This window comes from Pseudomonas moorei, from assembly GCF_008801475.1.
Taxonomy (GTDB): Bacteria; Pseudomonadota; Gammaproteobacteria; order Pseudomonadales; family Pseudomonadaceae; genus Aquipseudomonas; species Aquipseudomonas moorei.
Genome location: NZ_VZPP01000010.1, coordinates 107,595 through 133,441 on the forward strand (window position 1 = coordinate 107,595; position 25,847 = coordinate 133,441).

27 protein-coding genes are annotated in these 25,847 nt (G+C 59.5%); 12 read left to right on the forward strand and 15 right to left on the reverse strand.

The features are described 5' to 3' along the window. Window positions 1-127 precede the first annotated feature (127 nt). Complete coding sequence (locus F7R06_RS20100) at window positions 128-886, reverse strand: Nif3-like dinuclear metal center hexameric protein (protein WP_090316150.1); 759 nt, start codon at window positions 884-886, stop codon at window positions 128-130. A gap of 103 nt (window positions 887-989) precedes the next feature. Between F7R06_RS20100 and algW the strand changes: the two genes are divergently transcribed. Continuing rightward, window positions 990-2,150 (forward strand): Do family serine endopeptidase AlgW, encoded by a 1,161-nt coding sequence (gene algW, locus F7R06_RS20105; RefSeq protein ID WP_090316147.1) that lies wholly within the window; start codon window positions 990-992, stop codon window positions 2,148-2,150. A gap of 115 nt (window positions 2,151-2,265) precedes the next feature. Here the strand turns inward: algW and hisC are convergent, their stop codons facing one another. The 10 genes from hisC to F7R06_RS20155 all read right to left on the reverse strand — a co-directional run bounded on the left by hisC (window position 2,266) and on the right by F7R06_RS20155 (window position 10,216). Then, window positions 2,266-3,318, reverse strand: a complete 1,053-nt coding sequence (hisC, locus tag F7R06_RS20110) for a histidinol-phosphate transaminase (RefSeq protein ID WP_090316144.1) — start codon at window positions 3,316-3,318, stop codon at window positions 2,266-2,268. Between the two features lie 2 nt (window positions 3,319-3,320). Further along, entirely contained in the window at window positions 3,321-4,646 is a 1,326-nt protein-coding gene (hisD, locus tag F7R06_RS20115) for a histidinol dehydrogenase (protein WP_090316141.1), read from the reverse strand. Window positions 4,647-4,771: 125 nt separating this feature from the next. Continuing rightward, window positions 4,772-5,407: an ATP phosphoribosyltransferase gene (gene hisG, locus F7R06_RS20120; protein ID WP_008018703.1), complete on the reverse strand. Its 636-nt coding sequence runs from the start codon at window positions 5,405-5,407 to the stop codon at window positions 4,772-4,774. Between the two features lie 126 nt (window positions 5,408-5,533). Further along, on the reverse strand, window positions 5,534-6,799 hold the full coding sequence (gene murA / locus F7R06_RS20125; RefSeq protein WP_090316138.1) for a UDP-N-acetylglucosamine 1-carboxyvinyltransferase: 1,266 nt from the start codon (window positions 6,797-6,799) through the stop codon (window positions 5,534-5,536). A gap of 22 nt (window positions 6,800-6,821) precedes the next feature. Beyond that, the gene (locus tag F7R06_RS20130) at window positions 6,822-7,061 is read right to left on the reverse strand and encodes a BolA family protein (RefSeq protein ID WP_047537750.1); all 240 of its coding nucleotides are present in this window, start codon (window positions 7,059-7,061) and stop codon (window positions 6,822-6,824) included. Window positions 7,062-7,175: 114 nt separating this feature from the next. After that, complete coding sequence (locus F7R06_RS20135) at window positions 7,176-7,481, reverse strand: STAS domain-containing protein (protein ID WP_090316136.1); 306 nt, start codon at window positions 7,479-7,481, stop codon at window positions 7,176-7,178. Continuing rightward, a complete protein-coding gene (locus F7R06_RS20140; RefSeq protein WP_090316132.1) occupies window positions 7,478-8,131 on the reverse strand; it encodes an MlaC/ttg2D family ABC transporter substrate-binding protein in 654 nt (217 codons plus the stop codon). Before F7R06_RS20140 ends, F7R06_RS20135 begins: the two co-directional genes overlap by 4 nt. A gap of 11 nt (window positions 8,132-8,142) precedes the next feature. Further along, window positions 8,143-8,610, reverse strand: coding sequence for an outer membrane lipid asymmetry maintenance protein MlaD (mlaD, locus tag F7R06_RS20145; RefSeq protein WP_090316129.1), 468 nt, complete (start codon window positions 8,608-8,610; stop codon window positions 8,143-8,145). Beyond that, on the reverse strand, window positions 8,610-9,407 hold the full coding sequence (mlaE, locus tag F7R06_RS20150) for a lipid asymmetry maintenance ABC transporter permease subunit MlaE (RefSeq protein WP_090316126.1): 798 nt from the start codon (window positions 9,405-9,407) through the stop codon (window positions 8,610-8,612). Before mlaE ends, mlaD begins: the two co-directional genes overlap by 1 nt. Beyond that, window positions 9,407-10,216 carry an ATP-binding cassette domain-containing protein gene (locus tag F7R06_RS20155; protein WP_090316124.1) on the reverse strand — a complete coding sequence of 270 codons (810 nt, stop codon included), beginning with the start codon at window positions 10,214-10,216 and terminating at the stop codon, window positions 9,407-9,409. The genes mlaE and F7R06_RS20155 overlap by 1 nt, the downstream gene beginning before the upstream one ends. 273 nt (window positions 10,217-10,489) lie before the next feature. On the opposite strand from F7R06_RS20155, the gene F7R06_RS20160 reads away from it, so the two are divergent. From F7R06_RS20160 to F7R06_RS20205, 10 genes are all read left to right on the forward strand, one after another. Beyond that, on the forward strand, window positions 10,490-11,464 hold the full coding sequence (locus tag F7R06_RS20160) for a KpsF/GutQ family sugar-phosphate isomerase (RefSeq protein ID WP_090316121.1): 975 nt from the start codon (window positions 10,490-10,492) through the stop codon (window positions 11,462-11,464). Further along, window positions 11,464-11,988: a KdsC family phosphatase gene (locus F7R06_RS20165; protein ID WP_090316116.1), complete on the forward strand. Its 525-nt coding sequence runs from the start codon at window positions 11,464-11,466 to the stop codon at window positions 11,986-11,988. Before F7R06_RS20160 ends, F7R06_RS20165 begins: the two co-directional genes overlap by 1 nt. 7 nt (window positions 11,989-11,995) lie before the next feature. Next, window positions 11,996-12,568, forward strand: coding sequence for an LPS export ABC transporter periplasmic protein LptC (lptC, locus tag F7R06_RS20170; RefSeq protein ID WP_090316112.1), 573 nt, complete (start codon window positions 11,996-11,998; stop codon window positions 12,566-12,568). Then, window positions 12,555-13,103 (forward strand): lipopolysaccharide transport periplasmic protein LptA, encoded by a 549-nt coding sequence (gene lptA / locus F7R06_RS20175; RefSeq protein ID WP_090316109.1) that lies wholly within the window; start codon window positions 12,555-12,557, stop codon window positions 13,101-13,103. Before lptC ends, lptA begins: the two co-directional genes overlap by 14 nt. Continuing rightward, window positions 13,103-13,828 (forward strand): LPS export ABC transporter ATP-binding protein, encoded by a 726-nt coding sequence (lptB, locus tag F7R06_RS20180; protein WP_090316106.1) that lies wholly within the window; start codon window positions 13,103-13,105, stop codon window positions 13,826-13,828. Before lptA ends, lptB begins: the two co-directional genes overlap by 1 nt. Window positions 13,829-14,011: 183 nt before the next feature. Then, window positions 14,012-15,505, forward strand: a complete 1,494-nt coding sequence (locus F7R06_RS20185) for an RNA polymerase factor sigma-54 (protein ID WP_090316103.1) — start codon at window positions 14,012-14,014, stop codon at window positions 15,503-15,505. A 74-nt stretch (window positions 15,506-15,579) separates the two neighbouring features. Next, window positions 15,580-15,888 carry a ribosome hibernation-promoting factor, HPF/YfiA family gene (hpf, locus tag F7R06_RS20190; RefSeq protein WP_007941242.1) on the forward strand — a complete coding sequence of 103 codons (309 nt, stop codon included), beginning with the start codon at window positions 15,580-15,582 and terminating at the stop codon, window positions 15,886-15,888. Between the two features lie 12 nt (window positions 15,889-15,900). Continuing rightward, entirely contained in the window at window positions 15,901-16,365 is a 465-nt protein-coding gene (ptsN, locus tag F7R06_RS20195) for a PTS IIA-like nitrogen regulatory protein PtsN (protein ID WP_090316100.1), read from the forward strand. 2 nt (window positions 16,366-16,367) lie between these two features. After that, window positions 16,368-17,225, forward strand: a complete 858-nt coding sequence (gene rapZ, locus F7R06_RS20200) for an RNase adapter RapZ (RefSeq protein ID WP_090316097.1) — start codon at window positions 16,368-16,370, stop codon at window positions 17,223-17,225. Window positions 17,226-17,240: 15 nt separating this feature from the next. Further along, window positions 17,241-17,516 (forward strand): HPr family phosphocarrier protein, encoded by a 276-nt coding sequence (locus tag F7R06_RS20205; RefSeq protein ID WP_075947622.1) that lies wholly within the window; start codon window positions 17,241-17,243, stop codon window positions 17,514-17,516. 90 nt (window positions 17,517-17,606) lie between these two features. Here F7R06_RS20205 and pmbA read toward each other — a convergent pair whose 3' ends face one another. After that, on the reverse strand, window positions 17,607-18,953 hold the full coding sequence (gene pmbA, locus F7R06_RS20210; RefSeq protein ID WP_090316094.1) for a metalloprotease PmbA: 1,347 nt from the start codon (window positions 18,951-18,953) through the stop codon (window positions 17,607-17,609). A 108-nt stretch (window positions 18,954-19,061) separates the two neighbouring features. Between pmbA and yjgA the strand changes: the two genes are divergently transcribed. After that, window positions 19,062-19,586 carry a ribosome biogenesis factor YjgA gene (gene yjgA / locus F7R06_RS20215; protein ID WP_090316091.1) on the forward strand — a complete coding sequence of 175 codons (525 nt, stop codon included), beginning with the start codon at window positions 19,062-19,064 and terminating at the stop codon, window positions 19,584-19,586. 48 nt (window positions 19,587-19,634) lie between these two features. Here yjgA and tldD read toward each other — a convergent pair whose 3' ends face one another. The 3 genes from tldD to F7R06_RS20230 form a co-directional block, all read right to left on the reverse strand. Further along, window positions 19,635-21,077, reverse strand: coding sequence for a metalloprotease TldD (gene tldD / locus F7R06_RS20220; RefSeq protein WP_090316088.1), 1,443 nt, complete (start codon window positions 21,075-21,077; stop codon window positions 19,635-19,637). Between the two features lie 12 nt (window positions 21,078-21,089). Then, window positions 21,090-21,944 carry a carbon-nitrogen hydrolase family protein gene (locus F7R06_RS20225; protein WP_090316085.1) on the reverse strand — a complete coding sequence of 285 codons (855 nt, stop codon included), beginning with the start codon at window positions 21,942-21,944 and terminating at the stop codon, window positions 21,090-21,092. 70 nt (window positions 21,945-22,014) lie between these two features. Further along, window positions 22,015-25,818: a YhdP family protein gene (locus F7R06_RS20230; RefSeq protein WP_090316081.1), complete on the reverse strand. Its 3,804-nt coding sequence runs from the start codon at window positions 25,816-25,818 to the stop codon at window positions 22,015-22,017. Window positions 25,819-25,847: the final 29 nt, after the last annotated feature.

Sequence of the window (25,847 nt, forward strand, 5' to 3'; positions counted from 1 at the left end):
AACGCGCTCCCTTGCAGGAGCGAGCCTGCTCGCGATGAACCTGAGAACACCGCGGGGTGTCAGGCCCCCTGGCGTTATCGTTGACGAACATCGTGATCAGGCTCGCTCCTACAGGGATAGCGTTTCGTCAGATGGGATTGGGGCAATCGATGAAGATGTGTTCGAGGGCAAAGCGTCGCGCCAGGTAATCCCCCAGCGCCTGAACGCCATAACGCTCGGTGGCATGGTGACCGGCGGCGATGAAGCTGATGTCGTTTTCCCGTGCGCTGTGGAAGGTTTGCTCGGAAGCCTCGCCGCTCAGGTACAGATCGACACCCGCCAGAATGGCCTGATCGATGTACCCTTGACCGCCCCCCGTGCACCAGCCGACCCGACGAATCATCTCGCTGCCTTCAATCAGCAATGGCTCGCGCCCCATGACTTCCTGGACCCTGCGGGCAAAATCCCGAGGCATCATCGGTTCACTCAACGAGCCGACCAGACCGACAATCTTCAGGTTGTCCGGATCCAGCGGGCCTTCGACGGTGATGTCGAGCTGCCGGGCCAACTGCACGTTGTTGCCGACGTCCGGGTGCAGATCCAGTGGCAGGTGATAGGACAGCAGGCTGATATCGTGCTTGAGCAACGTCTTCAAGCGACGTTGCTTCATGCCGGTGATGCACGGATTTTCACCCTTCCAGAAGTAGCCGTGATGCACCAGCACCAGATCGGCGTTGGCTTGCACGGCAGCATCGAGCAACGCCTGGCTGGCGGTGACGCCACTGACAATGCGCATCACTTGCGGCCGGCCTTCGACCTGCAGGCCGTTGGGGCAGTAATCGGCAATTTTCGAACTGCTGAGGTAACGGTCGGCTTCTTCGACCAGGGTGCTCAGAGCGACGGCCATAAAAGACTCCTAAATATCCCGTTCAGAGGCACGCGCGGCCTCGTATAATGCGCGTCATTATGGGCGGTCCGATACCGCCTGCAACCCTCTCAGGACATGCTTAATGCTCAAGGCGCTGCGTTTTTCCGGCTGGCCGCTACTGGCCGGCGTGCTTGTCGCTCTTTTGATAATCCAGCGTTACCCGCAGTGGGTCGGGCTGCCAAGCCTCGACGTCAATCTGCAGCAAGCTCCGCAAACCACTAGCGTGCAGCAAGGTCCGGTGTCCTATGCTGACGCGGTGACCATTGCCGCGCCATCCGTGGTGAACCTGTACACCACCAAAGTCATCAACAAACCCAGCCACCCGTTGTTCGAAGACCCGCAGTTCCGCCGTTTCTTCGGCGACAACTCGCCCAAGCAGAAACGCATGGAGTCGAGCCTGGGTTCGGGCGTGATCATGAGCCCGGAAGGCTACATCCTGACCAACAACCACGTGACCAGCGGTGCCGACCAGATCGTGGTCGCGCTAAAGGACGGTCGCGAAACCCTGGCCCGGGTGATCGGCAGTGACCCGGAAACCGATCTCGCGGTGCTGAAGATCGATTTGAAGAACCTCCCGGCGATCACCGTAGGCCGCTCTGACAGCATCCGCATCGGCGACGTGGCCCTGGCCATCGGCAACCCGTTCGGTGTCGGCCAGACCGTGACCATGGGCATCATTAGTGCGACCGGGCGTAACCAGTTGGGCCTGAACAACTATGAAGACTTCATCCAGACCGACGCCGCGATCAACCCCGGCAACTCAGGTGGTGCGCTGGTGGACGCCAACGGCAACCTGACCGGCATCAACACGGCGATTTTCTCCAAGTCCGGTGGCTCCCAGGGCATTGGCTTCGCGATCCCGATCAAACTGGCGATGGAAGTGATGAAGTCGATCATCGAACATGGCCAGGTGATTCGTGGCTGGCTCGGTATTGAAGTGCAACCGTTGACCCAGGAGCTGGCGGAGTCCTTCGGTCTGTCCGGACGCCCCGGCATCGTGGTCGCCGGGATTTTCCGAGACGGCCCGGCACAGAAGGCCGGCCTGCAATTGGGCGATGTGATTCTCAGCATCGACGGCGAGCCAGCAAGCGATGGCCGTCGCTCGATGAACCAGGTCGCACGGATCAAACCGACCGACAAGGTCGAGGTTCAGGTCATACGCAACGGCAAGGAACTCAAGCTCACGGCGGAAATCGGCTTGCGTCCGCCGCCGGCGCCGGTCAAAGAGAAAGAAGAGGAGTGATACTGTCTTGGCGAGTCCTGCGGGAGCGGGACTTGCCCGAGAGGAACAATAACGCGGTGAACCAGATACACCGCGCCGTTCCCATCGTGGGTAAACCACGCTCCCGCGGGGGGGTTTAGAGCTCGCCCAGGCCGTCGATCAGCGCCTGATTCTGCTCTGGCGTGCCGATCGAAATCCGCAGGAACTGGGCAATCCGCTCCTGCTTGAAGTGCCGCACAATCACACCCTGCTCACGCAGCTTGGCCGCCAGGCCCGCCGCATCGTGATTGGGGTGACGGGCGAAAATGAAGTTCGCTGCCGACGGCAAGACTTCAAAACCCTTCGCCTGTAACTGTGCAATCACCTGCTCGCGATTCTCGATGACCAGCCGGCAGGTCTTGTCGAAGTACTCACGATCTTCAAACGCAGCCGCCGCGCCGACATTCGCCATCCGGTCCAGCGGGTAGGAGTTGAAGCTGTTCTTGATCCGCTCCAGCGCCTCGATCAGGTCCGGATGCCCCACCGCCAGGCCAACCCGCAGACCGGCAAGCGAACGGGACTTGGACAGTGTCTGGGTCACCAGCAGGTTTGGATAACGATCTACCAGGCTGATTGCCGTTTCGCCGCCGAAGTCGATGTAAGCCTCATCCACCACGACCACCGAATCCGGGCTGGCCTTGAGGATCCGTTCAATGGCATCGAGGGCCAACAGGCAACCGGTTGGCGCGTTCGGGTTAGGGAAAATGATCCCGCCGTTCGGCCTGGCGTAGTCCGCCGGATTGATCTGGAAGTGTTCGTCCAGCGGCACCGCATCAAACTGGATGCCGTACAGGCCGCAGTAGACCGGATAGAAGCTGTAGCTGATGTCCGGGAACAGCAACGGCTGATCGTGCTGCAGCAAACCGTGGAAAATATGCGCCAGGACCTCATCGGAACCGTTACCGAGGAACACCTGGTTGGTCTGCACGCCGTAATACCGGGCGACCGCGCTCTTGAGCAGATCGCTGTTCGGATCCGGGTACAAACGCAAATTGTCGTTCAGCTCCGCCTGCATGGCGGCCAGCGCTTTGGGCGATGGACCGTAAGGGTTTTCGTTGGTGTTGAGCTTCACCAGTTTTGCCAGTTTCGGCTGCTCGCCCGGCACGTACGGCACCAGATTCTTGACGAACGGGCTCCAGAATTTACTCATGCTCAGTTCCCCTTCTTGTCGACAAGGATGCGGTATTCGGCGCTGCGGGCGTGAGCGGTCAGCGACTCGCCACGGGCCAGCACGGAAGCGGTTTTGCCCAGCTCGGACGCACCCTGCTCGGAGCAGAAGATGATCGACGAACGTTTCTGGAAGTCATACACCCCCAGCGGCGAAGAGAAACGTGCAGTGCCGGAAGTCGGCAGCACGTGGTTCGGGCCGGCGCAGTAGTCGCCCAGGGCTTCAGAGGTGTGACGCCCCATGAAGATCGCACCGGCGTGACGGATCTGCGGCAGCCAGGCTTGCGGATCGGCCACCGACAACTCCAGGTGCTCCGGCGCGATACGGTTGGCGACTTCGATGGCTTGGGCCATATCGCTCACCTTGATCAACGCACCCCGACCATTGATCGAAGTTTCGATGATTTGCGCGCGTTCCATGGTCGGCATCAGCTTGGCGATGCTGACGGCCACTTTGTCGAGGAATTCGGCGTCGGGGCTGACCAGAATCGCCTGGGCGTCTTCATCGTGTTCGGCCTGGGAGAACAGGTCCATGGCGATCCAGTCCGGATCGGTCTGACCGTCACACACCACGAGGATCTCGGACGGCCCGGCGATCATGTCGATGCCGACCTGACCGAACACGTGGCGCTTGGCTGTGGCGACATAGATGTTGCCCGGCCCGACCACTTTGTCGACCTTCGGCACGCTTTCGGTGCCGTAGGCCAGCGCGGCGACAGCTTGTGCGCCGCCAATGGTGAACACACGGTCAACGCCAGCGATGCAGGCGGCGGCCAGCACCAGCTCATTGATCTCGCCACGCGGAGTCGGCACCACCATGACCACTTCGGTCACACCGGCAACCTTGGCCGGAATGGCGTTCATCAATACTGACGACGGGTACGATGCCTTGCCACCCGGCACATACAGGCCGGCGCGGTCCAGCGGCGTGACCTTCTGGCCCAGCACGGTGCCGTCGGCTTCGGTGTAGGTCCAGGAGTCCTGTTTCTGCTTTTCGTGGTAGCTGCGCACGCGGGCCGCGGCTTTTTCCAGGGCTTCGCGCTGCGCTACGGTGATGCGGGTGAGCGCCAGTTCCAGACGTTCGCGCGGCAGAATCAGATCGGCCATGGAGGCGACATCGAGCCCATCGAACTGACGGGTGAATTCCACCAGCGCGGCATCGCCACGCTCGCGCACGGCCTTGATGATGTCCAGCACCCGCTGATTGACCGAGTCGTCAGACACACTTTCCCAGCTCAGCAGATGATCCAGATGATGTGCGAAATCCGGGTCAGCAGCGTTGAGTCGGCGAATTGCAGTCGGTGCGGTCATAGCGAGAGCCTCATAGGATTGGCAAAAAACTCAGGCGCCCGAAGCTAACATTCGATCCGCTTGGGCACCTGAGAATTCTGGCTATGAGGCGGATAGACGGCGCGACTCAAGGTCGCGCAAGTGAATCAGCCGCGGTGTCGAGACTCCACTGCCTTGCGCAGGGTGTCGATCAACGCCTGGATACGGGCGTGTTGCATCTTCATCGAAGCTTTGTTGACGATCAGCCGAGAGCTGATGGCAGCAATGAAATCCTGTGGCTCCAGGCCATTGGCCCGCAGCGTGTTACCGGTGTCGACCACGTCGATGATCTTGTCGGCCAGGCCGATCAGCGGCGCCAGCTCCATCGAACCGTATAGCTTGATGATGTCGACCTGACGACCCTGCTCGGCGTAGTAACGCTTGGCAACGTTGACGAACTTGGTGGCGATACGCAGGCGACCCTTGGGCTCGACTGCGCCGACCTTGCCAGCGGTCATCAGCTTGCACTGGGCAATTTGCAGGTCCAGTGGCTCGTACAGGCCCTGGCCGCCGTATTCCATCAGCACGTCCTTGCCGGCGACACCCAGGTCGGCGGCCCCATGCTCGACATAAGTCGGCACGTCGGTGGCACGCACGATCAGCAGGCGTACATCTTCCTGGGTCGTGGGGATGATCAGCTTGCGGCTCTTGTCCGGATTCTCGGTCGGTACGATGCCCGCTTCGGCCAGAAGCGGCAAGGTGTCGTCAAGGATGCGGCCCTTGGACAGTGCAATGGTCAACATGGGAAACGTCAGTCCTTATCAAGGTACTCATGCCCGGTCGCAAACGGCGCCGGACACACGTCGAGCCGGAATCCGGCTCGACTTCAACAATTCAACGGGCATGTCCTTATGCCCATGCAGCAGGAACTAGCCCGGTACGCGGCGGATCTTGGCGCCGAGCATCTGCAGTTTTTCTTCGATGCATTCGTAACCACGGTCGATGTGGTAGATGCGATCGATCAGGGTGTCGCCTTCGGCGATCAGCGCCGAGATGACCAGGCTGGCCGAAGCACGCAGGTCGGTCGCCATGACTGGCGCGCCCTTGAGTTTTTCAGTGCCGGTCACGATGGCGGTGTTGCCCTCGACCTGGATCTTGGCGCCCATGCGGTGCAGTTCGTAAACGTGCATGAAGCGGTTTTCGAAGATCGTCTCGATCACGGCGCCCGTGCCTTCGGCAATGGCGTTGAGGGAGATGAACTGCGCTTGCATGTCAGTCGGGAACGCCGGATACGGTGCGGTACGCACGTTGACGGCTTTCGGCCGCTTGCCGTGCATGTTCAGCTCGATCCAGTCTTCGCCGCAGGTGATTTCGGCGCCCGCTTCGCGGAGTTTTTCCAGGACGGCTTCGAGAATGGTCGGATCGGTGTCCTTGACCTTCACGCGACCGCCAGTCACGGCAGCGGCGACCAGGTAGGTGCCGGTCTCGATACGGTCAGGCATCACTTTGTAAGTGGTCGGGTGCAAACGCTCGACGCCATCGATGGTGATGGTGTCGGTGCCGGCTCCGGAAACCTTGGCGCCCATGGCGTTCAGGAAGTTCGCCAGGTCGACGACCTCAGGCTCGCGTGCGGCGTTGGCCAGTACACTGCGGCCATTAGCCAGAGCGGCGGCCATCATGATGTTCTCGGTACCGGTCACGCTGACGGTGTCGAAGAAAAAGTGCGCGCCACGCAGGCCGCCTTCCGGTGCCTTGGCCTTGATGTAGCCGCCTTCGACGTCGATGACCGCGCCCATGGCTTCGAGGCCCCGGATGTGCAGGTCCACCGGACGCGAACCGATGGCGCAACCGCCAGGCAATGCGACTTCGGCTTCACCGAAACGGGCAACCATCGGACCCAATACCAGAATCGACGCACGCATGGTTTTCACCAGTTCGTACGGAGCGATCAGGGTCTTGATGGTGCGCGGGTCGATTTCGACAGCCAGCTTCTCGTCGATGACCGGCTCGATGCCCATGCGACCGAACAGCTCGATCATGGTGGTGATGTCGTGCAGGTGCGGCAGGTTGGCCACAGTCACAGGGCCATCGCACAGAAGCGTCGCTGCCAGGATCGGCAGGGCAGAGTTCTTTGCCCCGGAGATGCGGATTTCGCCGTCAAGACGAGCTCCGCCAGTAATAATCAATTTATCCATAAGAATCTCGACGCCCTTGGGCTCAGGTGCGCTCGGCCCAGGCCGCGCTGCTGAAAAATTTCATAGTGACCGCATGGATGCTGCCGTCGGTGATCCACGGGTTCAAATGGGCATAGATCTGCTGCTGACGCTTGACCGGGCTCAATGCCGCCAGTTCATCGCTAATCACGTTCAGCTGGAAATTGCAGCCTTCGCCCTCAACTTCTACCTGAGTTCCTGGCAACTTTCCTTCAAGGAAGCTCTTCACTTCGGTGGCCTGCATGCTCAACCTCAATCGGCGCCCTGTGCGCGCGGGTCGGACATCATACAAAAAAGCCCCGCGCCTGCGAACCCCGCGAAGCAGGACTCTGACGGGGGGCTTCTTTATCGATGCGGGTTACGGATGCGCCAACAGCTCGGTCAGCTCACTGACCTGGGCAATTTCGCGCATGTCTTCGGGCATCCCGCGGATGCTCAGCGCCTTGCCGGCCGCCTGGGCATCACGCATGAAGCACAGCAGCAAGGACAGGCCGACACTGCTGGACTTCTCTACCGCCGAACAGTCAACCACCAACGCCGCAGCCTTGCTGGACTTGATCAGCGCCTGCCCCTGCTTGCGCAGGTCAGGGCCGGTGCGGTAATCCAGCACGCCACTGAGCTTCAGCTCGCCGGCTTCGTCCATCTGGACTGCCGACTCACTCATTGCGCTTGCTGCCCGGAGGATTTCTCGGTGGTTTCCTTGGCTTTGGCGACTTCGCCGGCCCAACCGTTGATAGTCTTGTCCAGGTTGTTGCCATTGCGCTGCATCGCATCGGCGAACTGATCGCGGAACAGCTTGCCGATGTTGATGCCGTTGATGATGACGTTGCGCAGCTTCCACTCGCCATTGATCTTCTCGAGCGTGTACTGCACTGGATAAATCGCGCCATTGCTGCCCTTGACGGTCATGCCGACGCTGGTGCGATCGCCCGACTCATCTTTGGCCGGGTCAACGACGATCCCCTGGTTGTTGTACTCCAGCAGCGCATTGCCGTAGAACTGGAACAGACCTTTCTTGAAATTCTCTTCAAAGGTTTTCATCTGCTCAGGTGTCGCTTTACGCGAATACTTGACCGTCATGATGCTCTTGGAGATGCCCTCGGCATCCACCACGGGGCCAACGATAGTGTTCAGCGCCGTATAAAAGTCATTCGGGTCCTTCTTGTACTTTTCTTTATTGGCCGCCAGGTCGGCAAGCAACCGATTGGTGGTGTCCTGTACCAGATCGTGCGCGGAAGGCGCCGCCACGGCGTTAGCTACCAACGGCAGCGCCGCGAGCAATACCAACAGACCACGTCGCAAGATAGAGATCATTTAACAACTCCTCATTTGGCGTCTTTGCTAACGGTATTGAGCAGGAATTTACCGATCAGGTCTTCCAGCACCAGCGACGACTGAGTGTCATGGATGGTCCCGCCATCCTTGAGCAGGGCTTCTTCCCCGCCCACGCTGATACCGATGTACTTCTCGCCCAACAGGCCAGCGGTCAGGATGGATGCAGTGGAGTCGACCGGCAGGTTATCTACGCGCTTTTCCAGCTGCATGGTCACTCGACCGGTGAACGTGTCGCGATCCAGATCGATTGCAGTGACCTTGCCGATGGTGACACCGGCCATGGTCACTTTGGCTCTGACCGTCAAACCGGCGATATTGTCGAAGTATGCATAAAGTTTATAGGTATCGGTGCTCGGGCTTGGGGACAGCCCACTGACCCGCAGCGCCAGCAACAGCAAAGCCAGGATGCCAGCCAGCAAGAAAAGGCCGACACCGATTTCCAGGGTGCGGTTTTGCATCAGAAATCTCCAAACATCAAGGCGGTCAAAATAAAGTCCAGGCCGAGCACTGCCAAAGAGGCATACACCACGGTCTTGGTAGTGGCACGACTGATCCCCTCGGAAGTGGGCTCGCAGTCATAGCCTTGGAATACGGCGATCCAGGTCACGACAAAGGCGAAGACGATGCTCTTGATGATGCCGTTGAGCACGTCATCAGAGAACGTCACGCTGTTTTGCATGTTCGACCAGTAGGAGCCTTCATAGACGCCCAACCAGTCGACGGCCACCCACGAACCGCCCCAAATGCCCACCACGCTGAAAATCATTGCCAGCACCGGCAGGGAAATGAAGCCGGCCCAAAGGCGCGGGGCAATGATGTACTTGAGCGGGTCGACCCCGATCATTTCCAGACTGGACAGCTGTTCGGTGGATTTCATGTTACCGATTTCCGCCGTCAGCGCCGAACCGGCACGCCCGGCGAACAGCAAGGCAGTCACCACAGGACCCAGTTCGCGCAGCAGCGTCAGCGCCACCATCTGGCCGACCGCCTGCTCCGAACCGTAGCTGGACAGAATGTTGAAACCTTGCAGCGCCAGCACCATGCCGATGAACACGCCGGAGACCACAATGATCACCAGGGACATCACGCCCACGGAGTGCAGCTGCTTGACCAACAGGCCAAAACCGCCACCAATACCGCCTCGCCCCAGAAGCGCGTGAAACAGAAACAGTGCCGAACGTCCGAACACCGCCAGCACGTCGATGCCGGCCTGGCCGAATCGGCGCACTCGTTCCAGTAATGAAATCTTGCGCATCAACGCTTCCCCAGAAGATCTGCGCGGTAGTCCGTCGCTGGAAAGTGATAGGGAACCGGACCGTCCGGATCGCCAGTCATGAATTGACGGATACGCGGCTCCTCAGAGTTCATCAGTTCGTCAGGCGTGCCCTGCCCCAACACCTGCCCGTCACCCACCACATAGATGTAATCGGCAATGCTCGCGGTTTCGGCCAGGTCATGGGAAACCACGATACTGGTGATACCCAGCGCATCGTTGAGCAAGCGGATCAGGCGCACCAGTACGCCCATAGCGATAGGGTCCTGGCCAACGAAAGGCTCGTCATACATGAGAATTTGTGGATCGAGTGCAATCGCCCGGGCCAGCGCGACACGGCGCTTCATGCCGCCGGACAGCTCGTCAGGCATCAGGTCGATGGCGCCCCGCAGGCCGACGGCCTGCAATTTGAGCAGGACGATATCGCGGATCATTTCGTCCGGCAGCTCGGTGTGGACACGCAGCGGAAAAGCGACGTTCTCGAACACATCGAGATCGGTAAACAGTGCGCCGCTCTGAAACAGCACGCCCATGTGCTTGCGGGCGTCGAACAGATCGCTGCGCGACAGCTTTGGCAGGTTCTGGCCATTGACCCAGACTTCGCCGATGGTGGGCCGCAATTGCGCGCCCATCAACCGCAAGAGCGTGGTCTTGCCACACCCGGAAGGCCCCATGATGCCGGTGACCTTGCCGCGGGGAATACGGATATCGACGTTATTGAAAATGCTGCGCGCACCGCGCTTGAAGGTCAGTCCCTTCAGCTCGACCGCGTAGGCGTTATCGGCACTCATCTAAACTCCTTGCGATGCAGCCTCTCACTCGGACGCCTGGCCTTCTGACAAAAGCACATCTCCCCGGGCGGGCCGAACTGGCGGCGAACTATATCACTGCAAAGGCCACGCGCCCAAGGCCAATGCCGGGCCTTATTCAGCAAGATGACAGGTGAGAATGCTTATTTAGAGGGATTGGAGAGCCGGGAATGATAATGCGCGACGAACTTGCGTGAGGGTTTCGATCATAACCGCTATAATCGCGACCTTTTCATCAGGCTATACGATTCCGACATGAGCCAATCCAGCGACCTGATTCAATCTGCACAACGCACCATCCGCCTCGAGGTCGAAGCCGTACAAGGCTTGCTGCCGCATATCGACACGGATTTCGTGCGCGCTTGCGAGATGATTCTGGCCAGCAAAGGCCGCGTAGTCGTGGTCGGCATGGGCAAGTCCGGGCACATCGGCAACAAGATCGCCGCTACCCTGGCCAGCACCGGCACCACGGCGTTTTTCGTCCACCCGGCCGAAGCCAGCCATGGCGACATGGGCATGATCACCCGCGACGACATCATTCTGGCCCTGTCGAACTCCGGCTCCACCCATGAAATCATCACCCTGTTGCCACTGATCAAGCGTCTGGGCATCCAGTTGATCAGCATGACCGGCAACCCGAACTCGCCACTGGCAAAGGCCGCCGAGGTCAACCTGAACGTTCACGTCGAGCACGAAGCCTGCCCGTTGAACCTGGCCCCTACGTCTTCCACCACCGCCGCGCTGGTCATGGGTGACGCCCTGGCCGTCGCACTGCTTGAAGCCCGCGGTTTTACTGCCGAAGACTTCGCCTTTTCCCACCCGGGAGGCGCACTGGGTCGACGCCTGCTGCTGAAGGTGGAAAATGTCATGCACGCCGGACAGGATTTGCCACAGGTTCAGCGTGGAACCCTGCTCAAGGACGCGCTGATGGAGATGACCCGCAAGGGCCTGGGCATGACCGTCATTCTCGAAGCCGATGGCAAACTGGCCGGGATCTTCACCGACGGTGATTTGCGTCGCACGCTCGACCGCAGTATCGACATCCACAGCGCCACGATTGATCAGGTCATGACCGCCCACGGCAAGACCGCCCGCGCGGAGATGCTCGCCGCCGAGGCCCTGAAAATCATGGAAGACCATAAAATCAACGCACTGGTCGTGGTCGACAGCGAAGACCGACCGGTTGGCGCCTTGAACATGCACGATTTGCTGCGTGCGGGAGTAATGTAATGAGCACGGACCTGCTGCAACGCGGCCAACAGATCAAACTGGCCGTATTCGATGTCGATGGCGTCCTGACCGACGGCCGCCTGTATTTCCTCGAAGACGGTAGCGAATTCAAGACCTTCAACACCCTCGACGGCCAGGGCATCAAGATGCTGATGGCGGCCGGTGTGCAGACCGCGATCATCAGCGGTCGCAAGACCCCGGTAGTAGAGCGACGAGCAAAAAACCTCGGCATTGGGCATCTCTATCAGGGGCGCGAAGACAAACTGGTGGTGCTCGACGAGCTTCTGGGCCAACTCAACCTAAGCTATGAACAGGTCGCCTATCTTGGCGACGACCTGCCCGACCTGCCGGTAATTCGGCGCGTCGGCCTGGGCATGGCTGTGGCCAATGCCGCAAGCTTTGTGCGCGAACACGCCCATGGCGTGACTCACGCCCGCGGCGGCGAAGGTGCCGCCCGAGAATTCTGCGAATTGATCCTGCGCGCCCAGGGCCGCCTCGATGCGGCAAACGCCGCGTACCTGTGAGCCAAACATGTCGTTGAAAAAAATTCGCAACATCCTGGTGTTTGGTTGCATCGCCGCGATTTTTGCCGCTGTCGGCTACTGGAACATCAGCCCGGAACGCTTCCTCGACAAGCAAGTGGCACCCGTCGACGAAAGCCAAATCGACTATTACGCTACCAACGCCCACAGCGTGCAGTTCCTGCCCGATGGCAGGCTTCAATATGAAATGACGTCTGACAAGGTCGAGCACCTGAAGGCAACCGAGGTGACGTTGCTGACCAACCCCGACCTGAACATGTTCCGCGGCACCGAGTTCCCGTGGCACGTCCAGAGCGAAAAGGGTGAAGTCAACCCGGACGGCACGCAGGTTGAACTGATCGATTCGGTACGCATCACGCGTTTCGACGAAAAAAACCGCAGAACGCTGATCACCACCACCCGCATGACGGTGTTCCCGCAGCAGCAATATGCGCAGACCGAGCAACCCGTTAGAATCGACGGCGCTGGCGGCGTATCGACTGGTACCGGAATGAAAGCGTATTTGAAAGAAAGCAGGATACACCTGCTTTCGAACGTAAGAGGACAGTATGAGGCTCGTTAAAACCCTCCCTATTTTGCTCAGTCTGGGCGCAGCACTGGGAAGCGTGAGCGCCTGGGCTCTGCCGAACGATCAAGAGCAGCCTATCCGCATTCAAGCCGACGACGCCCAACTGGACGACAAGAATGGCGTTGCCACTTACAAAGGTGACGTGATCATTACCCAGGGCTCGATGATCGTTAAGGGCAACACCGTAACCATCACCCGCACCCCGACTGGCGACATCGATGTCGTGACGTCGGTGGGCAACCTGGCCTACTTCGAACAGCTGCAAACCCAGGGCGACACCAAGCCTGTCCAGGGCTGGGGTGTGACCATCCAGTACCACGCCTCGCAAAACCGCGTGGTGCTGATTGATCGCGCCAAAGTCATCGACAAGGACAACAACACCACCCAGGGCGAGAAAATTGTCTACGACACCGTCAAGAAGCTTGCGAGCGCTGGCCGTGCAACAGGCAACAAGGTCACCGAATCGCGTCCGCGCATCGACATGGTGATCCAGCCGAAGAAGAAAACCGACGAGCAAAAGGCCCAGTAATGGCAACTCTGAAAGCTCAGCATCTGGCCAAGAGCTACAAGAGCCGCCAGGTCGTGCGTGATGTCAGCCTGTCCATCGATAGCGGTCAGATCGTCGGCCTGCTGGGCCCTAACGGCGCCGGCAAGACCACCTGTTTCTACATGATCGTAGGCTTGGTACAGGCCGATCAGGGCCGGGTACTGATCGACGATCTGGACGTCAGCCACCAGCCCATGCACGGCCGCGCGAAGGCCGGTATCGGTTATCTGCCGCAAGAAGCGTCGATCTTCCGCAAACTGTCGGTCGCCGACAACATCATGGCCATCCTCGAGACCCGCAAGGAACTCGATAAGGCGGGTCGTCGCAAGGAACTGGAAAGCCTGCTCCAGGAGTTCCACATCAGCCACATCCGTGACAGCCTCGGCATGAGCCTGTCCGGTGGCGAACGCCGCCGCGTGGAGATCGCCCGTGCCCTGGCGACCAACCCGAAATTCATCCTGCTTGACGAACCCTTCGCCGGCGTGGACCCGATTTCGGTGGGTGACATCAAGCAGATCATCCATCACCTCAAGGCCAAGGGCATTGGTGTGTTGATCACCGACCACAATGTCCGCGAAACCCTGGACATCTGCGAAACCGCCTACATCGTCAACGATGGCCAATTGATCGCCGAAGGCGACGCTGAAACCATCCTGGCCAACGACCTGGTCAAGGAAGTGTATCTGGGCCATGAGTTCCGCCTGTAAGCACTGAGGTGTCTGGCTAGTCGACGGGCGCTTGTCTCGATAAAAAATCAACATTTTTTTATTGTTACAGCGCTCTAGGCAAACACTTCAGTTTCGGGCATATAATTTGCTTATGTTTGGCGCTCCGGCGCCCTGTAGTGGATGGCGCATGTGCGCCGGCGAATAAGGTGTTAAGCCCCTGCCATGAAACCATCGCTAGTCTTGAGAATGGGCCAGCAGCTGACGATGACACCGCAGCTGCAACAGGCTATCCGCCTGCTCCAATTGTCGACCCTGGACCTGCAACAGGAAATCCAGGAGGCCCTGGAGTCCAATCCGATGCTCGAACGCCAGGAAGACGGCGACGACTTCGATAACACCGACCCCCTGGCCGACAACGTCGAACAGAAGCCCAACCCCGACATTCAGGAACCCTCCTACCAGGAAAGCGCACCGACGGTTGATAACCTCGAGGAAGGCGACTGGAACGAGCGCATTCCCAATGAACTGCCCGTCGACACCGCTTGGGAAGACGTCTACCAGACCAGTGCCAGCAGCCTGCCGAGCAACGATGACGACGAGTGGGATTTCACCACCCGCACATCGGCCGGCGAAAGCCTGCAAAGCCACCTGCTGTGGCAATTGAACCTGGCGCCAATGTCCGACACCGATCGCCTGATCGCCGTGACCCTGATTGATTGCATCAACAATCAGGGCTATCTGGACGAGACGCTTGAGGAAATCCTCGAAGCCTTCGATCCGGAACTGGACATCGAACTGGACGAAATCGAAGCTGTTCTGCACCGCATCCAGCAATTCGAACCCGCCGGTATTGGTGCCCGCAACCTAGGCGAATGCCTGCTGCTGCAATTACGTCAGTTGCCGGCCAAAACCCCTTGGCTGAACGAAGCCAAGCGCCTGGTCACCGATTTCATCGACCTGCTCGGCAGCCGCGATTACAGTCAACTGATGCGCCGCATGAAGCTCAAGGAAGACGAACTGCGCCAGGTGATCGAACTGGTTCAGAGCCTTAACCCACGCCCAGGCTCGCAGATCGAGTCCACTGAAGCCGAATACGTCGTTCCCGACGTGATCGTGCGCAAGGACAACGAACGCTGGCTGGTGGAGCTCAATCAGGAGTCGGTTCCACGTCTTCGGGTCAACGCCCAGTACGCCGGTTTCGTGCGTCGCGCCGACACCAGCGCCGACAACACCTTCATGCGCAATCAGTTGCAGGAAGCCCGCTGGTTCATCAAAAGCCTGCAAAGCCGCAACGAAACCCTGATGAAAGTAGCCACCCAGATCGTCGAGCATCAACGCGGCTTCTTGGAGTACGGCGACGAAGCCATGAAGCCGCTGGTTCTGCATGACATCGCCGAGGCGGTCGGTATGCACGAATCGACGATTTCACGTGTGACCACCCAGAAATTCATGCATACCCCTCGGGGCATATATGAACTGAAATACTTTTTCTCCAGCCATGTCAGCACCTCCGAAGGTGGCGAATGCTCGTCCACGGCGATCCGCGCGATCATCAAAAAACTGGTTGCTGCGGAAAATCAGAAAAAGCCGTTGAGTGACAGCAAGATCGCTGGTTTACTGGAGGCACAAGGCATTCAGGTGGCTCGCCGCACCGTCGCCAAGTACCGCGAATCCCTGGGGATCGCGCCTTCGAGCGAACGCAAGCGGTTGATGTAGAGCCACGCCACAGCGTTCCAGTGGTAGATCATCTGATCTACCGCTTTATGCACTGGCAACGAAGGAGAAGCTGTATGCAAGTCAACATCAGTGGACACCAACTGGAAGTGACCGAACCTCTTCGCACCTACATCGGCGAAAAACTCGAACGATTAGAGAGGCATTTCGACAAGATCACCAACGTTCAGGTCACGATGACCGTCGAAAAGTTGAAGCAGAAAATCGAAGCCACGCTGCATATTCCCGGCAATGAAGTGGTCGCTAACGCGGAACATACCGACATGTACGCGGCGATCGACGCACTGACCGACAAGCTGGACAAACAACTCAAAAAGCATAAGGAAAAGACCCAGAGCCTCCTTCAGGGCGCTACGGGTCGTTAACACTCCCAACCCATGATCCGACTTGAAAGTATCCTGACCCCCGGCCGTTCCCTGGTGAACGTGCCGGGCGGCAGTAAAAAGAAAGCCCTCGAGCAAATTGCCAACCTGATCGCCCGGGAAGTGCCGGATCTGGAGATGCAAGATGTCTTCGAGGCTTTGATTGCCCGCGAAAAACTCGGCTCGACCGGTTTTGGCAACGGTATCGCCATTCCCCACTGTCGCCTGAAGGGTTGTACCTCGCCCATCAGCGCTTTGATGCACCTGGACGCCCCCATAGATTTCGACGCCATCGATGGCGCACCGGTTGACCTGTTGTTCGTTCTGTTGGTCCCGGAAGCTGCTACCGATGCGCACCTTGAGCTTTTGCGCCAGATCGCCAGCATGCTCGACCGCAAGGAAGTGCGCGAAAAACTGCGCAGTGCCCCGAGCAATGAAGCCTTGTATCAGGTTGTCCTGAACGAGCAAAACGGTCAGTAATCATGCGTTTGATCATCGTCAGCGGCCGTTCCGGCTCGGGTAAAAGTACCGCCCTCGATGTGCTTGAGGACAACGGCTACTACTGCATCGACAACCTGCCTGCCGGGTTGCTGCCGGAACTTGCCGAACGCGCGTTGATTCACACCGAGCTGGTACAGCCACTCGTTGCTGTCTCCATCGATGCACGCAACCTGCCGAGCCACCTGTCGCGGTTTCCCGAGCTGCTGGAAGAAGTCCGCAGCCGGCATATCCAGTGCGATGTGCTGTACCTGGACGCTGATGAAGAAACCCTGCTTAAACGCTTTTCCGAAACCCGTCGCCGTCATCCACTGAGCAGTGCCAATCGCTCGCTGGCCGAGGCGATCAACGATGAAACCAGCTTGCTCGGCCCCATAGCCGACCTCGCCGACCTCAAAGTCAATACAACCAACCTCAACCTGTATCAGTTGCGCGATACGATCAAGCTGCGCCTGCTGAACCAGCCGGAACCCGGTACGGCGTTTCTGGTGGAATCCTTTGGCTTCAAGCGTGGCATGCCGGTGGACGCCGATCTGGTGTTCGACGTGCGCTGCCTGCCCAATCCCTACTGGAAACCCGAGCTTCGGGCGCTGTCCGGGCTTGATCAACCCGTTGCCGAGTACCTTGCTGCCCAGCCGGATGTGGAAGAAATGTTCCAGGACATTTCTACATATCTGCTCAAATGGTTGCCCCGCTTTGCCGCCAGCAATCGTGCCTATGTCACTATTGCCATTGGCTGCACCGGCGGGCACCACCGGTCTGTCTACCTGACCGAACGCCTGGGCAAGACGCTGCAACAATCCCTGAAGAACGTCCAGGTTCGCCACCGCGACCTCAGCTAAAGGATTCACACCGCGATGCCTGCTCTGGAAATCGAAATCATCAACAAACTCGGCTTGCATGCCCGTGCTTCTGCAAAATTCGTCGGGGTCGCCGGTGAGTTCAAGGATTGCACGATCAGAGTAGGACGCACTCCGGAATCCACGGTCGACGGTAAAAGCATCATGGCCATGATGATGCTCGCTGCGGGCAAGGGAACCAAAATCTATATCAGCACCGAAGGCGAAGACGCGCAAAGGGCACTGGACGCGTTGAAAGACTTGATCAACCGCTATTTCGACGAAGGCGAGTAGACGCCAATCCAGGCTAAAGCTGCTCTGCAGCCCAATAAAAAAAGGCGCACCACCCGATCAGGTGGCGCGCCTTTTTTGTGACGAACGGGTTTAGCTGCCCGCCACCGTCATTCGCTCGATCAGCACAGAACCCGTACGAATGTTGCTGCGCAGTTCCAGGTCATTACCCACGGCAACGATCTGCTTGAACATGTCGCGCATGTTGCCGGCGATGGTGACTTCCTGGACGGCAAACTGGATTTCGCCGTTCTCTACCCAGTAACCCGCCGCGCCACGGGAGTAATCGCCAGTCACCATGTTCAAGCCCTGGCCCATCAACTCCGTGACCAGCAAGCCGCGCCCCATACGACGCAACAAGGCTGCCTGATCCTCGTCGCCATGGGTAACGAACAGATTGTGCACCCCGCCGGCATTCGCGGTGCTCGGCATGCCGAGTTTGCGACCGGAGTAAGTACCGAGGATGTAAGAGACCAGCTCGCCCTTTTCGACGAACGGCTTGGCGTAGGTTGCCAGCCCATCACCATCGAACGCCGCGCTGCCCATGGCTCGCATCAAGTGGGGCCGCTCGTCGATGGTCAGCCATTCCGGAAACAGCTTTTGCCCCAGGGTGCCTTCGAGGAACGATGATTTACGATAAAGACTGCCGCCGGAAATCGCCGACAGGAAGCTACCGAACAAACCACCGGCCAACTCCGCGGAAAACAGCACTGGCACTTCGCAGGTCGGCACCGGACGCGCCCCAAGACGACTCGCTGCCCGTTGCGCGGCACGCTGTCCGATGCTCACCGGATCAGCCAGCAAATTGCCCTGACGGTTCACGTCATACCAGTAATCGCGCTGCATCTGGCCATCGGCCTCGGCGATCATTACACAGCTCAGGCTGTGTCGGGTCGAAGCGTAACCGCCAACAAACCCGTGGCTGTTGCCGTAAACACGGCAACCTTGATGGGTGCTCAGCGTAGTGCCGTCGGCATTCTTGATCCGGCTGTCGGCAGCAAACGCGGCCGCTTCACAGGCCAGGGCCTGCTCGATTGCCTGCTCTGGCGTGATATCCCATTGGTGGAACAGGTCGAAATCCTGAATGTCACGAGCCATCAAAGCGGCATCCGCCAGGCCCGACGCTTCGTCTTCAGAGGTGTGTTTGGCAATGGCCAAGGCGGCGGCCACGGTTTCACGAATCGCCTCAGGACCGCTGGCCGAGGTGCTGGCCGAACCCTTGCGCTGGCCAACGTACAAGGTGATGCCAAAACCCTGATCACGGTTGAATTCGACGGTTTCAACTTCGCGCTGGCGCACGGTGGTCGACAGGCCCTGCTCCAGGGACACCGCCACTTCACAGGCACTGGCCCCCTGACGCTTGGCTTCAGCGATGATTTGCTCGACTTGTTCTTGCAGTGCCGGCAACGCTTGTGGGCCGACGCTTTCAACTGCACTCATGCTGTTCTCCACTCAAATTCTTCTTTCGGTATAGGTCATCGAGCGACCGGGCCGGACAAGCGGCCCCCGACTGGTTATCATGGCGGCGTTTCTTTGCGGACGGCCACCATGGTTGATTCTTACGACGACTCCCTCGATACGGGAGAAAAAAGCAAATCCCAGGTCAAACGCGAGCTGCATGCTCTGGTTGACCTTGGCGAGCGCCTTACAACACTCAAGCCTGACTTGCTGGCAAAACTGCCCTTGACCGACGCGTTGCGCCGGGCCTTGGCCGATGCGCCCAAGCACGTTGCGAACATCGCGCGTAAACGGCACCTTCAGTTCATCGGCAAACTGATGCGCGATCAGGACACTGACGCCATTCTGGTTTTGCTCGATCAACTCGATGCCTCCACTCGCCAATACAACGAACGCTTCCACAACCTGGAGCGCTGGCGTGATCGCCTGATCGCCGGCGACGATGCAGTCCTGGAGAAGTTCGTCATCGACTACCCGGAGGCTGATCGCCAGCAATTGCGCTCCCTGATCCGTCAGGCCCAGCACGAATTGGCGACCAACAAGCCACCGGCATCGAGCCGTAAAATCTTCAAGTACATCCGTGAGCTGGACGAAACTCAACGCGGTCTGCGCTGAGACTCCGATCGGGTGAGTCGCCTGGCGGCTCACCCGCAGCTCCACGCCTTACGCGCCCGTGCCACCCACGGTGATCGCATCAATCTTCAGCGTTGGCTGGCCGACACCCACCGGCACCGACTGCCCATCCTTGCCGCACGTGCCCACACCGCTATCCAGCGACAGATCGTTACCGACCATCGACACTTTGCTCATGGCTTCCGGCCCGTTGCCGATCAGGGTCGCACCCTTGACCGGAGCGGTGATCTTGCCGTCTTCGATCAGGTACGCCTCGCTGGTGGAGAACACGAACTTGCCGCTGGTAATGTCCACCTGGCCGCCGCCAAGATTGGCGCAATAGATACCGCGCTTCACCGAGGCGATGATTTCCGCCGGTTCGCTTTCACCGGCGAGCATGTAGGTGTTGGTCATGCGCGGCATTGGCAGGTGCGCATAGGATTCACGACGGCCGTTACCCGTGCGGGCAACACCCATCAGGCGCGCGTTGAGCTTGTCCTGCATGTAGCCTTTGAGTACGCCATTTTCGATCAGCGTCGTGCACTCGGTCGGCGTACCTTCGTCGTCAACGCTCAAGGAGCCACGGCGTCCGGCCAGCGTGCCATCATCGACAATGGTGCAGAGTTTGGATGCAACCATCTCGCCCATGCGTCCGCTGTAGGCCGAACTGCCCTTACGGTTGAAGTCGCCCTCCAGACCGTGGCCAACCGCTTCGTGCAGCAGCACACCCGACCAACCGGAACCCAGCACCACCGGCAATGTACCGGCCGGTGCCGGAATGGCTTCCAGATTGACCAGCGCCTGTCGCAGCGCTTCGCGGGCGTAGCCCATGGCGCGATCTTCGGCGAGGAAATAACGGTAATCGGTGCGGCCGCCACCGCCGTGACCACCGCGCTCACGACGGCCGTTCTGCTCAACGATCACGCTGACGTTGAAACGCACCAGCGGCCGAACATCTGCTGCCAGACCGCCATCGGTGGACGCCACCAGAATCCGCTCCCAGACACCGGCCATGCTCACGGTAACTTGCTGGATGCGGGGATCGAGCGCGCGGGTCGCGGCATCGATACGCTTGAGCAGATCGACTTTCTCGGCACGGGTCAGCACTTCCAGAGGATTGTCTGGCCCGTAGAGTTGCGCGACGTCCTGAGTGGTGAATGCCTGCACAGTGCCGTTTTGCCCGGCACGGGAGATCGAACGGGCGGCACGGGCCGCCGCACCCAAGGCTTCCAGCGTGATGGCGTTGCTGTAGGCAAAACCGGTCTTTTCACCCGATTGCGCCCGCACGCCCACACCCTGGTCAAGGTTGAAGCTGCCTTCCTTGACGATGCCGTCTTCCAACGCCCAGGACTCGGAAATCTGCCCTTGAAAATACAGGTCGGCGGCATCGATACCCGGGCCGGCCAGGTCGCCGAGCACACCCTGCAGGCTCTCGATCGTCACGCCACCGGGTGCCAGGAGATGATCACTGACTGAGGACAACAACTCGCTCATATGCTTTACGCCTTAAATTCGTCGTTCTGATGCAGGTCGCTCAGCGCCCTGCGAGAAAAAGCGCCGGTGACTGGACACCGGCATCCGCGCCCTGATGGACGCTTGTTCACTGCTGTCTCGTTCGGCCAGCAACACGGCCTCACCCTGATCCTTTTGTGCCAGCACACGCCCCCATGGATCGATGATGGCGGCATGCCCCCAGGTTTCCCGCGGTCCCGGATGGGTTCCGCCCTGGGCGGCCGCGAGTACATAACACTGGGTTTCGATGGCCCGCGCGCGAATCAACACGTCCCAGTGCGCGGCGCCGGTCACCGCAGTAAAGGCGGACGGCGCGGTAATCAGCTCCGCGCCGGCAGCACGCAATTCGCTGTACAGCTCCGGGAAGCGCAGGTCATAGCAGACCGTCAGGCCCACTCGCCCCACCGGTGTGTCGGCGACCACAACGCCACTGCCATAAGCATAGTCATCGGATTCGCGATAACGGCCGCGATTGTCTGCCACGTCCACATCGAACAAATGCAGCTTGTCATAACGCGCGACCGTCTCACCCTGATCATCGACCAGCAACGAACAAGCGTGCACCTTGGCCGTCGGCTGATCCACGGGCGGTAACGGCAAGGTGCCGGCCACTATCCATAACTTGAGGTCGCGAGCGGTCTGTTTCAACCAGGGCAGGATCGGGCCTTCGCCCAGCGCCTCGGCGCGGCCGATGTCGGCAATGTCACGCCGCCCCATGGCCGCGAAGTTTTCCGGCAGCACGGCAAGCGCCGCACCGCCGGCCGCAGCTTGCTCGAGCAATTGACGGGCCTGGGCCAGGTTGGCCAGCACATCGCTCTGACTGACCATTTGAATCACCGCTACAGACATGGCGCGCTCCTGAATGGATAGGCGTCCATGCTACTCCATAGGCTTGGAGTGTGGGTTCTGAAAAAGAGCGTCAAAAAGGCTTGTCATAGGTGATTTTCGGCTCTTTCCACGGCCCCTTGACGGTGTACTTCACACTGGCAAAGCGGGCCACGCGGTCACCGATCAACTTGTCGATCAGGAACAGAGCGCCACCGACGGCAGGCGCGCCCACGATCAGGGCGGCAATCGGCAGGTTGTTGGTCACCGGCAACGTCACCATCAGCTTGGCATCGATCTGATCCCCCACCAGGTTCAGGGTGCCGTCGAGTTCAACATTGCTCGACGGACCGGTCATCTGAATGGGCTCACGGGTCACGTAGACGCCGTTGGTCGCCACCAACAGACCCTTGACCCGGTCATAGCTCAAGCCTTTGCCGAACAGGTCGGAAAAATCCAGGCGCAGCCGCCGGCCAATGGAGTTGAAGTTGAGCAGGCCGAACACCCGCAATGCCTGGGCGCCTCCTTCGACTTCAACAAACTGGCCCTCACTCATTGAGGCATTGAGGGTCCCGGAGAAACGCTTGCTGGCCAGCCAGGCCGGCGAACCGGGCCAGCGACCATCGACATCCATACGGAACTCCTGGCTGGTCACGCTCGGTGCAAAGCCCCATCCCTTGAGCACATCCGCCAGGTTCTTGCCGCTGATCCGCCCCTTGTACCAGCTTGTGCTGGAGCCGGGCGCGCCTTCCCAGCCACCACTGCCTTGCAACAGGATGCCTTTAAGGCCCATATCCAGTGAGTTGAGGGCGATCCCCTTGGCAGTCGGACGAACCTTGAGCGACCAGGCACCGACCAGATCATTGCCCTGGAACAGTTGGTTGATGGTGATATCCAGCGCCGGGATCTTCGTCGGGTCCACGGAGGCCAGCGGGTCCGGCGAGTTTTCGTCGGCAAGGACCTTCGGATCGGGTGCCGGCAAACGCACGTACTGCAGATTAATGACCATCGGCGCGGCTTTCGCATCGGGAATGCTGGCGGTGCCCTTGACCTGCTGACTGTCGAGCTGCAAAGCCCAGGCGGCCGGTTTGCGCGTTAACTGCACGGATGCCTGATCCAGGGTCGTTCCCAATGCGCTGAGCTTGCCGACCTTGAAATCGGCACTGCTGAGCAATTGCTTGGCACTGCCGCCCGGGTCTTGCCCGGCGTATTTGTTCACCAGATCCTGCCAGGGGCCGACCTCCAGCTCCGACAACACGCCGCGCACTCGCAAGCCCTTTGCACCAGGCAATACGGCATTGCCATTACCGAGGAACAACTCACCGCGACCCTCGGCAAAATTTCCGGGAGGTGCGGCAAAGGTGAAGTTCGCCAATTCGCCGTAATTCACCCAGTAGCGTCGCTCTGCCCCTTGCAAGGTCATGCGGAACGTCGTGTCACGCCCGGTTTCGGCGGACATGCCGAAGGGAGCCGGCAAATCGACGGCGACACCTTTGAGATTGGAGCTGACTATCAACTGGCTATCGCCGCCATTGAGTGTCAGCTGCAATTGATACGGGATCACGCCGCTCGCCGGCAACGGCTGAGTGACGCTCAGCCAGTTCGCAAGTTTCTTGACTTCGACCTGTCCCAAGGCCGTGACACGGGTATTGAGCTTGCCTTCACGACCATCGGCAAATATCTGTGCACTCACCGGTTTGTCGAACGCTTTTGCCGTGATGTTCTGGCCGCTCAACCCTTTGCTGCTGTCGAAACGAAAATCACCTTTGAGCTGAGTCAGTTCAAGAGGAGGCTCGGGCAATTTCAAATGGGCCTTTGCCGTTTTGAAATCGACAATGATCTTCGGCTGCTCGCCTTTGACCAACGGAATATCCAGCTTAAGTTTGCCTTGCAGATCACCCTCACCTTCCCAGCCGGCAAAAGTATCGGCAGTGCCGATCGGCGCTTCCTTGAGAATTTTCAGGCCATCACCCAAGCCGCCGGCAAACCCGCCGTCGAGGAACAGATGAATACTCTGCCCTTCCGGAACATGAGGAATGTTGACGTAAATATCGCTGACCTGGGTGTCGAGCAACTGCCCCTTGCTGGCCAGAATCCGCACGCCGCTGTCCTCGACGAACACGTCCCCCGTGACCTTGCTGACATGCGGCCAGCCCGGTTGAAACGCCAACTCGGCATCGTGCACTTTGAAAAACAGACTGATGCTGCGGGCGGCATCTTCGGCACCATGGTTCAGCGACCCCTGGTACTGGAAGAAACCCTGATCGACTGCCCCCTTGAGAATCGCTGTACGCAGCCATTCGTCGAGTGCCGGGCTGAGGACGGCTGGTAAATACTTGGCGGTATAGCGACCATCCCCGTCGACCATGCCGACCCGCAGGTCCATGTAGTCTTCCTGGTTGTGGTCGAAATGCAGCCGGATCAGGAAGTCACCGGCGATCTTGCCTTCCTCGCCCAATACCTTCAGGTACGGCGCGATCAGGGTGAAACCTTCTTTATCGAGTTTCCAGGTCAACCGGGCATTGGCCTGGATGTATTGCCAGGGCTTGGCGAAAATCGGGTCCAGGTGGAGCATGAAATCCTTGCTGTCCATGCGCAGCTCACCGTGGCCCAGGTCGCCGCTGATACTGCCGCTGACATTCCGTGCCGCCGGAGCGCCGTGATAGGCATCGAAACCTACCCGATCGAGGTTGGCGGCAAAGCTGAACTTGCTGTCGTCAGTGGCATTGGGCCGCACATCAATCAGAACGTTGCGCAAGCCACCGATCACCTTGAGTCGCTCGACCACCGTGGCAAAGCCTTCAGGTAATGGCGCCAGGGCATTGAGCAACGGCGTGAGCGGAGTGAGCTCGAAGCGGTCGGCTTGCAGGTGCCAAGCCTCTTCCGCCTTGTCGGTGGCCGCGATTTGCTTGAGCTGCAAGCGTGATTCCCAGCGAGTCTCGCCCAGGTTCATGGCCAGAGAATCCAGGGTGACCAACATGCCTTCGTTGCTGCGCTGAAAATAGCCGTTGAGCGCCAGATTATTGATCTGGACCGGCTTGCGCTCGGCATAGGCCCCTTTGATTTGAGGCGCGTTCAACCGGATGGCGGCACTTTGCAAGGCGCCTTGGCCCCAGGTCGCCCACAGCTCGCCACCGGCCTTGATCTGAGAGAAATTCCATTGCTGGGATACGCTTTCGGGCAGCCATTTAGACCAGTCACTCTGCGGCAGGCTCAGGTAGACGTCCGCTTCACCGTCCTTCCATTGACTGGCCTGAATGCGGGTACGCAGGCTCATCGCCATCGGTTGACCATCGGGCAGGGTCAGGCGGACATCGAGCCGCTGGCGGTATGCACCGGTTTTCAGATTAAGACCAACGTAAGTCAGGCTCAGCGGGGACTCACCCCAGGGCTGCAAAGTGATCTGACTGTCGAGCACCGACAACTGCTGGACCATTTGCAGCCCATTGAGCAACTGCTCCGGGTCGAGGGGCTGATCGTTTTTTACCGGCAAACCTTCCAGCGCCCACTGACCATCATTGCCTTGTTTGAGGCTGATCTTAAGGCCATTGAGTTCCAGGTGGGCAATACGCACTTCGCGCGCCAGCAGACTGGCCCAGAGGTCGGGCACCGCCCGCACTTTGTCCAGGTGCAGCGCATTCGCACCCTCGCCGACCGTCACATCATGGGCCGACAATATGGGTGCGAAGCCACTCCAGTTGCCTTCGAGTTCGCCAATTTGCAGCGGCATGCCCAAGGCGTCGCTGGCCCTGGCCTGAACCTCGCCGCGGTACTCGGCCACCAGTGGCGCCAGCTCACGGCCAAGACTGACGTACAACGCCATCAACACCAAAGCCAACGCGCACAGGCCAAGACCCCAGCGGGTCAGTGCGGCCAAAATGCGTGTCAGACGCTCCATGTCAGTTGGCTCCCATGGCAAAAGTTTTG